Annotated in this window: 12 protein-coding genes; 4 read left to right on the plus strand and 8 right to left on the minus strand. The window is 46.0% G+C overall.

The genetic code is table 11. The annotated features are described in order from the left end of the window. Positions 1–28 precede the first annotated feature (28 nt). From FAM09_RS16795 to FAM09_RS16830, 8 genes are all read right to left on the minus strand, one after another. Positions 29–1,390 carry a hypothetical protein gene (locus FAM09_RS16795; RefSeq protein ID WP_136578288.1) on the minus strand — a complete coding sequence of 454 codons (1,362 nt, stop codon included), beginning with the start codon at positions 1,388–1,390 and terminating at the stop codon, positions 29–31. 10 nt (positions 1,391–1,400) lie between these two features. Next, on the minus strand, positions 1,401–2,003 hold the full coding sequence (locus FAM09_RS16800; protein WP_166437185.1) for a papain-like cysteine protease family protein: 603 nt from the start codon (positions 2,001–2,003) through the stop codon (positions 1,401–1,403). Positions 2,004–2,013: 10 nt separating this feature from the next. Further along, complete coding sequence (locus tag FAM09_RS16805) at positions 2,014–2,694, minus strand: hypothetical protein (protein ID WP_136578290.1); 681 nt, start codon at positions 2,692–2,694, stop codon at positions 2,014–2,016. A gap of 148 nt (positions 2,695–2,842) precedes the next feature. After that, the gene (locus FAM09_RS16810) at positions 2,843–5,758 is read right to left on the minus strand and encodes a T9SS type A sorting domain-containing protein (RefSeq protein WP_136578291.1); all 2,916 of its coding nucleotides are present in this window, start codon (positions 5,756–5,758) and stop codon (positions 2,843–2,845) included. Beyond that, entirely contained in the window at positions 5,749–6,873 is a 1,125-nt protein-coding gene (locus FAM09_RS16815; RefSeq protein ID WP_136578292.1) for an ABC transporter substrate-binding protein, read from the minus strand. The genes FAM09_RS16810 and FAM09_RS16815 overlap by 10 nt, the downstream gene beginning before the upstream one ends. Positions 6,874–6,885: 12 nt before the next feature. Further along, entirely contained in the window at positions 6,886–7,431 is a 546-nt protein-coding gene (locus tag FAM09_RS16820; RefSeq protein ID WP_136578293.1) for a phage tail protein, read from the minus strand. A 26-nt stretch (positions 7,432–7,457) separates the two neighbouring features. Beyond that, positions 7,458–8,036 carry a phage tail protein gene (locus FAM09_RS16825; RefSeq protein WP_136578294.1) on the minus strand — a complete coding sequence of 193 codons (579 nt, stop codon included), beginning with the start codon at positions 8,034–8,036 and terminating at the stop codon, positions 7,458–7,460. Between the two features lie 64 nt (positions 8,037–8,100). Then, the gene (locus tag FAM09_RS16830; protein ID WP_136578295.1) at positions 8,101–8,637 is read right to left on the minus strand and encodes a phage tail protein; all 537 of its coding nucleotides are present in this window, start codon (positions 8,635–8,637) and stop codon (positions 8,101–8,103) included. A gap of 236 nt (positions 8,638–8,873) precedes the next feature. Between FAM09_RS16830 and FAM09_RS16835 the strand changes: the two genes are divergently transcribed. Genes FAM09_RS16835 through FAM09_RS16850 form a run of 4 tightly spaced genes read left to right on the plus strand, consistent with a single transcriptional unit; the run spans position 8,874 to position 11,485 of the window. Next, entirely contained in the window at positions 8,874–9,410 is a 537-nt protein-coding gene (locus FAM09_RS16835) for a hypothetical protein (protein WP_136578296.1), read from the plus strand. 9 nt (positions 9,411–9,419) lie between these two features. Next, positions 9,420–10,076, plus strand: a complete 657-nt coding sequence (locus FAM09_RS16840; RefSeq protein WP_136578297.1) for a hypothetical protein — start codon at positions 9,420–9,422, stop codon at positions 10,074–10,076. Then, a complete protein-coding gene (locus tag FAM09_RS16845) occupies positions 10,040–10,828 on the plus strand; it encodes a sensor histidine kinase (protein ID WP_136578298.1) in 789 nt (262 codons plus the stop codon). Before FAM09_RS16840 ends, FAM09_RS16845 begins: the two co-directional genes overlap by 37 nt. A gap of 3 nt (positions 10,829–10,831) precedes the next feature. Then, complete coding sequence (locus tag FAM09_RS16850) at positions 10,832–11,485, plus strand: response regulator transcription factor (protein WP_136578299.1); 654 nt, start codon at positions 10,832–10,834, stop codon at positions 11,483–11,485. Positions 11,486–11,490: the final 5 nt, after the last annotated feature.

The raw sequence follows: 11,490 nt of genomic DNA on the forward strand, positions 1-11,490 counted from the left end.
GACTATTTTCAAAAAATTTAATTGATGATTATACAGGAAAGGATACATTAAATCCTTCCACGATCAATGAGTTGCCTTGCGGTACAAGCGCCGCGCCGGGTGTGGCTGACAATTTTATGTTAATGCCTTCTATCTGTTTGGTGACAGTAGCATCTTTCCATACTTCAATGTTTTGCGCAAACTGCTTGGTGATGGCATTTACGATCTTTTCTTTAAATATTGCCGAGAGCAGGTCTACAAAGCCTGCGGCCGCTGCTGCGAGCGTTGAGCCGATGACGCCGCTCCATTTTGGCGCTGCAATAATTTGAACGCTATCAATTTGCCCGATGCTTACCTGTACACTTTCTTCTGCAGTGACGTTTACCGAAAAGGGAATGTCTAATGGATCGGGTCTGTATTGAATGGAAAAGCTGGATATTACCTTGTCCCAGGTACTGGGATTGGAAATAGCATCGATAGCAGTACCGATCGGGCACAAAACTGTTTTTGCGATGGCGGTGCCTACGCCGGATAATTCCCCGTAACCACTGATATCGGTGATATTTATACTTGCTGCTGTTTGGCCATTCTGAATTTTACCGGTTATGCTATTGAATGTGGCCTGAATTTCGGCACTGGCTTTTGCCAAACTATCTCCCTTTGAGTCTGATGCTTTCCATGGTTTGGGAATTTTGGCCACCTGCTCCGCCAAAAGCGTATTAATAATGGATAACCCTGCCTGAAGATAAATGTCTTTTGACGCTGGCGGTGTGTAACTGTCGAGATTTGTTGCCGGACTGCTTTGCATGGAAGTGGCCACTACCAGCTCATTGTTGTTCGTGAGATCCATGATCGGTTCCTGAAAAGTAGTGCTGGTATACTTCGTTGGGATCTGGGGAAACGGGATCGCGTTCAACAGATTATTTATGGTGTTCAACGCATAAGGAATGATCAGCCCGTTCACGATCAGTTTGGTGAATCCGTATTTTGCCCACTTGCTTTCGTCAACCCAAACCGACAGGGCCGTTACATTTAAAACCTTGTTAACTAAGGTGAATTCAGCATACACTTCAATGTTATCAGAACCTGATACCGAAACGCCGGCGACGGTACCGCTCACTTTCAAATTTGGGATCAGCGCCTGGAAGATATTGCCTGCGGGCGGGTGGCCGGTTTGCTGCGTTCCGTCTGCACCGTAAGAAGCCTGCCATTTTGCATCGGAAGGCGGGGCCAGCACCGTTGTTGGGGTATTCTGCATAACCAGTTCCACCGAAACGGAAATGCCGCCGATCTCTTCTGAAAAGGTTTGTTTAAAGATCTTAGATTGTGCTGTAGGGTTAGCAAAAAGACCTGCCAATGTGCTGTTCAAGCCGTTTTGGGTAATTCCTACAGCAATGTCGAAACTTGCCATAATGATATTTTTATATATTGTTAGTTAGTTTGTTTGTAAAGAAAGATTCGGTCCATACAGCTCCTGATTCCCGGTAGGTATCAGGAAACTGATCGTATACCTGGATACTTTTCCCGTGCAGCGGATCTTCGATCATTATACTTTTTTCCTGGTCGCAGTACCCGTTAACAAGGATGTAATGCGCGCCTCCTTTGAACCATTCGAGCCGAACGCCTAACGGCCTTCCCTGGTTGATCTCAAACTGAACCCTTTCAAAAATGGGCTTTCCAATTGTCCAGTGACTAAAGCAATTCACGTATTTCAGTGCAACGTCCAGCTTAAAATTTACATTCCTTTCAAGAAGTTCTTCGTTCGCATAGCGACCATTGCCGGCAACGGGATCAGACGATAAATTATCTGACAATAAACTGTCAGCGATCTCAACCTGGCTGATGTTCATCGTTTGGTAGTAGGTTGCGAGGGCGCTTGCAATGGCGGCCCAACACCACCTTGACTTTAATTGCTCAGGTACTGAAACGGGTAGCCTGCATCCTGTTGCATCGATGATGGGTGGTTGATAGAAAGCGCCGAAGTTTGATCTTTTTGCATCGTCAGGGTCTATGAAGATCTTCATATTGCCGTATTTAAGCCAGGCTGGTACATTGAGGAAAAATGCCATTCAAAGCACTATTAAAGGCAGGGGTTACCGCGCCCTCTATCAAATTGATGATAGGCCCTTTTACCTGACCCAGGATAAAATCTTCCAGGTCATGAAGCAAGCCATTAAAAATTCCCAACCCGTCAATATCGACCTTTATTTTGCCGTAATTCAACCCGGGATTCATGACACTAACATGAGTAAGGCAAAGCTGCTCTCCGATGGTAGCATCAAAATCTCCGGTGGCGTTTACTGTTACAGATGAAATGGTCACGCTTCCGCCGATGCCCACAGATGGTTTAATAAATCCACATCCTGCTCTGAAGCTTCCGCCAACGTGAATACCGAGGTCCGGGACGATGCTTGCGTTTAATTGAACCTTCCCATGCAGTGCCGATCCATCAGGGGTTGCTGTGACGGACGTAATGGCCAGGGAGTTAATGCTGAGGGCGGAAAGCCCGTTGAGGTTATCCAATTCATAACTGGCCACGGCTTCTGCAGTGCAGATGCCCAGGTCAATGCTTCCAATGGTTTTCGAACCGGATGTTACGTGTATCATTGGGTCAAGACCCTTGTATTTAATGGCCGTTACAAGTGCAGTGTTAAGGGCCGGGAGATTTACTTTGATCAATGCGTTGAGTAGATCCTGAAATTGGTTATTGCTCATAGTTTTGGGTTTCATTGATTTGATGCTAAATTATAAGAAGCAGTAAGGCTTTTTGTGCCCTGAAAAAGGGTATTTCGAAGTGATTTTAAGGTGAATAAAAATGGGGCACGGTTATCCTTCGACTTCGCTCAGGACCGTGCCCCATTTATTATTGTTTTTGTAATTTGAATGAATACAACTGTCCGCCAACGTTAACCGTGAGCACATACACACCTGGCGTAAGCGGTAATGGTTGATTTATGGTATACGTACTGAAACCTTTGGGCGCCTGCCCCGTTTCCTGCACCACTACCCTGCCGTATAGATCGGTAAGTTGAAGGATCAGCCTGCTGTTCTCCTGCATATACAGGCCCACTTCCAGTGTATGGTGAAACGGATTAGGCCCAACACGGGTTATGGGTGTTGATGGCGGTGTCAGATTCACAATAATAATATTACTGTATTCAACAGTCCCCGACGTACTTACCATTTTGAGCCGGTAGTATAATTTTGCCGTATTCAACAGGGCCGCGCCTGCATCCCTATGCGCATAACTTTTATCACCGCTTCCTGTAAGGGGTTCAATAATGGCAACGGAGGTAAAATGACGGCCGTCTGTGCTGCGTTCCACTTCAAAGTGATCGTGCTGCCATTCATTGGAGGTTTTCCATTGTACGCTTACATCTGCACCTGATATTCCGGCAGCGAAGGACTGCAGGGTAACAGGTAATACCCAGGGGTTTGTATGAACAATGAAACCACTGAAGCCCGTTACATCTAATGTTATTTGCCAGAGAGCTGTAGTAGCATTCCAGGTAATGTTGGCATCAGGCGGGTTAATGATCATTGAATAAGATGTATAACTGCCCGGCAGGCCGGTTCCGTTGTTGCTGCTGCCACTATACTTTTCAATCCGCAAACGGGCTTTACCTGCATTATCCGTTGGGCCGGTTGGAAGATCGCCTGTACTGCCCGGCGCAGCATTGAATGCATCGAATTCTGCCTGTGAAAAATACAGGGTGACAGCGGCTGTTGCTGTGAACGGATTGACTGCAGGTGTAATTTGATAGTGCCTTTGCACAAACGGCTTTCCATTTACAGTTGGCACGGTGCTTTCGACCCATACTTCACTGGTTACGGTGCCCATTATTGGGCTGGCGCCGGAAGGCGCTACTTTAGAAATTAATCTGCATGATGAGGCATAATATAAGTTGTTGAAGGTATTTACCAACTGTGCCTGGCTGGTATGTGTGGCGGGCAATGTTGGTATGGTTGCATTGAGCAACGCCCCATTGCTGTACACTGTTCCACCACTGTTGGAAACCCTGGCCCGGTAGTATCTTCCATTAACTGTTGTATTATTGGCAATAGTGAGTGTGGCAGTCGTTACACCTGAATAAATACCTGTGTTGGTTAATGTTGTTGGAGAGGTAAACGAGGCATTTGTACTTTCTTGCCACTGATACGTTAGGGAATTGCCTGTTGCGGCTACTGTAAAAACCGAAGGAAGCTCCAGGCATGCGGTAGATGCTGACGGATGGGTTGTAATTACAGGCGGCGGATCGTTATACCGTGCAATATACAGCTCCAGGTCGGTACCTGCTGTTACTGAAATTGACGGTGAAGAAGGCGTAAATGACAAAGTGCCGCCGGCAAAGATGCCGCCCACCCATACATTATTATTGGTACTAACAACTACGTCCATACCGGCATCGGTACCACTGGTTGTACTACCGGCACTGGCTAACTGCGTTGCATTGCCGGTGGCTGCATCTACTTTTACCAGAAAAACATCATCAAAGCCTACCGCAGTAGCGGTTAAAGGTGTAGCAGCTGTTGGAAAAGAAATGGAACCCTGGAACCTGCCGGTTACATAAACACCGGTGGCGCCGGCATCATTTGCAAAGGCAAAATCATTTCCACCGGCTGATCCGCTGGCGCTTTTTACCCAGGCAATGGTATGGGTACCCGGGTTGTACCGCGCATAATACACTTCATCGAACCCGCCGGCGGTATTGGTAAGGCTAAAAGAGCCGCTTACGCTGGCGCTATTGAAATAGCCATTGAAGTAGACAGCCGATGTATTTGCGTCATAAGAAACCGCTAACGCTTCGTCGGCATTGGCGCCGCCTGCAAATAACCCGCTCAGGAAATTACCGGCAAGGTTCATTCGCAATAAACAAATATCGGCCTCCCCTGCATTAGGCAATATCAACGATGGAGAACCGGACCCGTTTGAGTAATAGGAAGCCGTTGCATTGGCGTAAGAGCCTGTTATTACCAATTCATTCTGCCCGGGCAAAAAGGCAATACCGCTGCCGCTCACATTATCATTGCCTACAATGAGGGGCGTTTCCTGTGATGCAGCGCCACCGGTGCTTACCCAGTTGAATGCGCCGGTAACTGCATTGAGCTGGGCCACAAAAAGATCGCTTGTGGCCGAGCTTATATTTCCCTGAACTGTTCTTGGAAAAGCGCCACTGGCGCCAAAATAGGCGGTGGGATTGGCGGTGCGGGTAGAAAAAATACCGGAGATGTATAGGTGCCCGGCATTGTCCATACAAATGGCCTGTCCCCTGTCGCCCGTACGGTCGCCGCCAAATGCACTGGCCCATAGCGTGCTGCCGGTAGCGGCACTCAATGCAAATACAACGCCGTCGGTGCTGCCGCCCACCGAACCAAGCCCCAGGGTCCCAATCACGCTTGGAAATTGCGATTGACCTGTTACATACACCGTGGCGCCATCTGTAACGATACCGAGGCCACCGGCATCGGAAGCCGCGCCGCCAAAATCTATTGCCCACTGGCAAAGACCAGCGGAATTAAATTTGGCAACAAACCCTTCGGTTTGCGTTCCGCCAGCGGTTGCTGCCAGGGTGGCTGTTCCATTACCGAAATTGATAGTGCCATTAAAATTACCTGTCACATATACATTGCCGGAAGCATCTGTGCACATGGCATTTACAGCATCGCTAAAACCGGTGGAGCTGCCGCCATGACGGGCAGCAAAATTCCATTGCTGAGCCGATGCCTGTATGGTTACAAGCATGGCTATAAAAACGAGATAAATACAAATCAGGCGCATAAATAATTATTTTTCCATCCCGACACGATTTCTGCCGGACGATCGCTCATTACTTTTATATGCATTTCAGCATTTGCTGAAATGGGTTCTATGGTTTCTAAAGCGCATTTACCATTGCTGTCGCCTATGATCTTTCCTTTGTAAAGCGGTGCGTACGTATAATGTGTTGCGGGATGAATGGTGGATTGTCCTCTTGGGCTGAGGTAGGAAAAATTTTTCAATACCGGTATGCCGTGCTGCACGAGCGCCGCCGTAACTATACCGGCTTCCCAGCCCAGTAAGTGAAAGATATTGGCCGATTTATTGGCGGCCGACAATATACTGGCTGTAAATGCTTCCTGCTCGCGGTTAACCAGTGATGCCGCCCAGGGAACAACGGTATAAAACTCCCCACCCGGAAAATCGCAGGAGTTCAGCATTTGCTCTTCCGCCATAAATGGCGAACAATAAAATGGCAGCGGGGTTGCCTCGCCATTTTTTTCATTCAACGCTTTGAAAAATAATTCAGCCAGGTAGCTGCTGAAGCAGGCGGCTACTGAATTCGCCGCCGTATTTCGAAGTAACCCCAGATATGGACCAATATCAAATGCTGCGGGTTTATACCCGCTTACGTAATTGCCACATACGGAACCTCCGGCTTCAGAAAGGCCCCTGTCATAGCTCCAGGGGCCACGATACCCGCCGTCATAATAAGATGTGGCCATTACTACTTTCCGGTTGCCCGTTCCCGCCATATTGCCGGCTATGCGGCAGGCGTGAAGCCCCTGCAACGTAATATGATAACAATAAGGTGAAGCTGCTGTTTGAGGCAACTGCATGCCTGCATCGAGAATAAGCAAAGGTTTATTCAATGCATTGGCCAGTTGGTAGAGTAACTCTGCATTCGCCGAATTACAATAAGCGATCAGTAGATCTACATTGTCGGTCAATACCAGTTTTTCCCCTTTGGCATAATTGAGCGCCTCGTTTTCCCCAAAGCCAATGTTTTCTGTAAAAAAGCTGTATTCCCTTCCGCTGTCCATTGCAAGCCTGCATCGGAGGCCATTCAGCATATCATACCCCATTGCCGGATAATCGGTAGAACGCGGAAGAAGCAGGCCTATTCGGGTTTGCATAATTTGTTTTTTCTATTGGTTATAATTAGGAAAAACGCCGTTCACGCAAATGATATAATTCATCGCCAGCACCGGATGCAGTATCGATAGCAATTGCGGATTTGCACTACCCTCGGCCGAGGTCGCAATTTTAGCCGCATACGAGGCCAGACTTACATTGGCAGAAAATTCATACATATGTTGATTAGAAGTGGTGGCATATACCGAATCTTTGGGTGAAAGCGAATTAGCCACACCGGCAGCATGCGGTGTAATGGTTACCTGAAAAGGATGGGTATGCTCAGGAATGTTTTTTGTTCTCAATGGCGGCAGAATTTCGGCCCCACCTTTATCTCCAATAATATAATCAGAAATTCCTCTCCCTGCCCCTACCACCGCTCTTCCACGAAGATCGGGCAGGGCAAAAGTGTTTATACCGTTACCGCCATAGGTAGTTCCGATTACTGAATATAAAGCCGTATTGGATGCAATCGCTATCAGGCTTCCGTTGCAAAAAGCCCAGTTCCGGGGTGCAAAAGAGCCGGCAAAAATTGTAATAAACCCTAAGACGTCGTCCATATAAATATTATTTAATAATTAAGCGATCAGCCATGCGGCGGATAGATGCCTGCAACACAAATGATATAATTCAAAGTAAGGTATGGCGACAGGGTGTTGACCGGTTCTTTAGATTCGCCATTTACAACAGGGGCCGGCGGGGTTGCAGTTGTTATTGTCGCTTCGCCCATTGAAATGGTATCACTAATACCATTGCTATATTGTGCAGAACCGCCATTGATGATGGCCGGGTAAAGCCCTGTGGGTATATTGGTTGTACCTTTACTATCTGCACAGGATGGTTTGGCCGTTAAGTTTCCCGTTAACTGGTGAGTATGTTGGGGAAGGTTGTCAACGGTGATCATAACGGTTTCATGGCCGCCCATTTCACCCGGTATGTAATAGTGCCCCTGGGGGCCCTGCCCTGCATGCACCGCTACCCGCCCGCATAAATTGGGTAAGGCAAATGTAGTGACGCCATTACCGCCAAAAGTGGTGTCGAGCAAAGAAAAAAGTGCATCGTACTGGCTAATGGGTAATAGCTGGCCCTGGCAGAACATCCAGTTATTGGGTAGACGTATGCCGGCAAATGGTACTACAATTCCTATGTAAGATTCAATGAACATGCGTAAAAATTATTTGATGATAAACAAAAGGTAATGGACCATATGCAGCACATGGCCCATTGACCTAAGATCTGGATGGATAGATACCTTCCAGGCATATGATATGAGTAATAACAAGAAAAGGCGCCCTGGTATCTACCGGTACTCCAGAACCGGCATTTCCAATTGAAACATTCTTATATTCCGGGGCCAACATGGTACTTCCACCGCTTGTTGAATAAGCGCCGGTATGTTCTGCCGGGTAGCCGCCATTCACAGTAGTATCTATTCCGGGATCGCTATTGGCCGGTAAATGCAAAGCAATATCACCGTCGTGCGTATGTGTGGGAATGTGATTCAGGCTTATTGTTACAGATTCTGATCCTGCCGTTTCTCCCAGCGTATAATTATGAAAGAATGATTGTCCCGTTGATACAGCAGATCGCCCGCGAAGATCGGGTAACCTGAATGTAGTAATGCCGTCACCGCCATATTTGTTGCCAAGCAATGAAAACAATGTCTGGTTTTGTGCGATGCTTAATATCTGGCCATCACAGGGTGCAAAATAGCGCGGAATATACGATCCGGCAAAGCATACCACGGTACCGATCACCTGGTCCATAAGCAGAGGTTATTTGAGGTTATTTAATTTCGGATATTGTTTAATGACATCATCACGGTGGCTAAGGTACAGCAGACAAAAGGCTGGAATAACCCGTAAAAAGGGTATTTAAAGGTGGTTTTAAGGCAGCATTAAGCGGTTTTCGCCCTTGGGCATCTAGCGGGAAATAGCTTTCTTTGCCCGCACATGTATCATTATTTTTATAAACCCCAGATCACTTGATAAAACCAAATAATATGAAACCACTTTCCATTTTCTCTCTTATGGCAATCATTTTTATTGCAGCCTGTAATCCTTCGGCCAACGACCCAGGGAAGCCTACACCGATATTAAAGGGCAGCATAGATGTGAAGACCGCAAAACGGTTGGTGAAAAATTTTGAGCCCCGTTCTTATCACGAGACGGGTGAATATGGCTTTTTTGATACCCGTTGCGTATGGTTTAGCATTGAACAGTTAGATACACTCGTACAGAAGATCAAACATGAAAATGGCGATGGCATACGATTTTATTTGGCAGCTTACGATAAGGATTCGGCCATTCACAACAAAAGCGTTTACCGGAACCATTCCACCCTCGTTATGGTTTCAACATTCGATACTGTAGTTATAAGAGACTCCAAACGCGAGCATAAGCATTGGGATTATTATGGCAAGAGCGCAAACGGCATCGATGCAGGGGCCATTTTAACTACAGATCCCGAAAACCGGGGGGAATTATGCCCGCCTCCTGCCACCTGTGGTGAGGAGGGCGCCACTTTATTTAAGCCTTAAGAAACAGATATGACAGCTTACATTACCCTGAATACCGCTTCAGAACTTTCCTGCCTGGTGATAAGTATTCTTTGTTTATATAGAGATAAGGACCCCGTTTGGAGGTCCTTTATCCTTTTTATGTTGCTTACCTGCCTGGTAGAGCTATCAGGAATATATTTGCGAAACAGGCACCTGCCTAACTTTATGTTGTATAATGTTTTTTTAGTGATAGAATGTGCAGTGTTGAATTACTTTTTTTATCATTTGTTTAAAGCTAATCATAACCTGAAGAAGCTGTTGACCGGGTGGCTTATACTTTTCATAATTTTTTATTTCATTGAGCTATATGTAAAGCATTTCAATGCATATGTTTCAGTATCTTCCACAATCGTATCAGTTGAATTGATCCTGGCAAGTGTTTATTATTACTACCTGCTATTGAAAGAAGAAAAGTTCAGGCAATTATGGAAAGATGCTCCTTTCTGGTGGGTGAATGGCACCATTTGCTTTTATTTTGCAGGCATCGCCTGTAATATTTTTTTTAAGTACCTGCTTCAGGATAAAACACCCCAGGCTAGTTCTGCCAATTATATCGTGTTCAGTGTCCTGAATGTTATTTTGTATTCCTGCTGGTCATATTCTTTTATATGCAGATATTTTCAAAGGACCTCACCTTCCTCATAGGTGTAGCGTCAGTCATCTTCCTGATAGCCCCGGTTTCGCTTATTGCTTTTGTTATGTTGTACAACAGCAGAAAAAAAAGGCATGAGCAGGAAAAAGAATGGCTGAAAACCAACTTTGAAAATGAGTTGTTGAAAAGCCAGATGGAAGTACATGAACAAACGATGCAAAACGTTGCCAGTACCCTGCATGATAATATAGGGCAATTGTTAAGCCTGCTGGTGGTAACGCTAAGTACTATTAAATCTGACCAGCCATTGCGCGTACCTGAGAAAGTAGATTCTGCAACGGAGCTTGCCAAACGTTCTATTAAAGAACTAAGGCAGCTTTCCCGTTTAATGTATGGGCAGGAACTTATACGCATGGGGCTGGCCGAAGCGATCGCTTTTGAGCTAGATTATTTAAAAACCGCCGGCCTGCATACCATCCGTTTCCATAACAACTACAGATCGAAAGAAGGACAAACAGATAAAGAGATCATCCTGTTCCGTATTTTCCAGGAAGTACTGAACAACGCCGTGCGCCATGCCGAGGCTACCACCATTGATGTTACTATAGACCAGAATGAACAATACCTGGAACTAACGATCAAAGACAACGGCAAAGGCTTTAATGAAAAAGACCTGCTAAAAGAAAAGAAAGGGATGGGATTGTTTAATATCAGGAAACGGGTAGCTTTGATCGCCGGTGAAGTGGACATTATTACCGCACCCGAAAACGGGACCGAAATAAAAATAGTTATACCCTATCCTTAAAAAATGACCAGGAAAGAAATATTGATTGCCATTGTGGACGATCACACGCTGTTCAGGCAGGGCATCAGCAGTATTTTGTCGGAAACGGAAGACATCAGGATTGTATTTGATGCATCGAACGGAAACGTAATGAAGGAAAAAATAGCTACGCATCCCTTGCCCGATGTGGTGCTGATGGATATTACCATGCCGCAGGTAAACGGGTATGATGCCACGCGCTGGCTTAAACAAAATTATCCATCGGTAAAAGTGCTGGCCTTAAGCATGTTTGAAGAGGATGAACCCATTATTAAAATGCTGAAATGCGGGGCAGGCGGGTATATACTAAAAGAATCGACCGCAGCAGACCTTGAAATTGCTATTAAGACCATTGCCGAGCATGATTATTTTTTGAATAACCAGGTTACCGGTAAGCTCATACGTTCGCTGCAGGAAGAGGTAAAAATGCCAAACGCTGTTAATAATTTAACAGCTAATGAGGTGCGGTTTTTGGAACTTTGCTGCTCTGAACTTACGTACAAGGAAATAGCCATTAAAATGTGCCTGAGTGTACACACGATCGATAATTATCGCGATGCGCTGTTTGAGAAACTCGATCTGAAATCAAGGACGGGGCTGGTATTGTTCGCCTTGAAAAACCATATTGGAAGTTTATGATTTGA

Source organism: Niastella caeni (assembly GCF_004834005.1).
GTDB lineage: Bacteria > Bacteroidota > Bacteroidia > Chitinophagales > Chitinophagaceae > Niastella > Niastella caeni.

Bases quoted from the DNA above. Each gene is read 5' to 3' on its own strand.
- FAM09_RS16795 (WP_136578288.1), bottom strand. From the start codon at position 1,390: ATGGCAAGTTTCGACATTGCTGTAGGAATTACCCAAAACGGCTTGAAC.
- FAM09_RS16800 (WP_166437185.1), bottom strand. From the start codon at position 2,003: ATGAAGATCTTCATAGACCCTGACGATGCAAAAAGATCAAACTTCGGC.
- FAM09_RS16805 (WP_136578290.1), bottom strand. From the start codon at position 2,694: ATGAGCAATAACCAATTTCAGGATCTACTCAACGCATTGATCAAAGTA.
- FAM09_RS16810 (WP_136578291.1), bottom strand. From the start codon at position 5,758: ATGCGCCTGATTTGTATTTATCTCGTTTTTATAGCCATGCTTGTAACC.
- FAM09_RS16815 (WP_136578292.1), bottom strand. From the start codon at position 6,873: ATGCAAACCCGAATAGGCCTGCTTCTTCCGCGTTCTACCGATTATCCG.
- FAM09_RS16820 (WP_136578293.1), bottom strand. From the start codon at position 7,431: ATGGACGACGTCTTAGGGTTTATTACAATTTTTGCCGGCTCTTTTGCA.
- FAM09_RS16825 (WP_136578294.1), bottom strand. From the start codon at position 8,036: ATGTTCATTGAATCTTACATAGGAATTGTAGTACCATTTGCCGGCATA.
- FAM09_RS16830 (WP_136578295.1), bottom strand. From the start codon at position 8,637: ATGGACCAGGTGATCGGTACCGTGGTATGCTTTGCCGGATCGTATATT.
- FAM09_RS16835 (WP_136578296.1), top strand. From the start codon at position 8,874: ATGAAACCACTTTCCATTTTCTCTCTTATGGCAATCATTTTTATTGCA.
- FAM09_RS16840 (WP_136578297.1), top strand. From the start codon at position 9,420: ATGACAGCTTACATTACCCTGAATACCGCTTCAGAACTTTCCTGCCTG.
- FAM09_RS16845 (WP_136578298.1), top strand. From the start codon at position 10,040: ATGCAGATATTTTCAAAGGACCTCACCTTCCTCATAGGTGTAGCGTCA.
- FAM09_RS16850 (WP_136578299.1), top strand. From the start codon at position 10,832: ATGACCAGGAAAGAAATATTGATTGCCATTGTGGACGATCACACGCTG.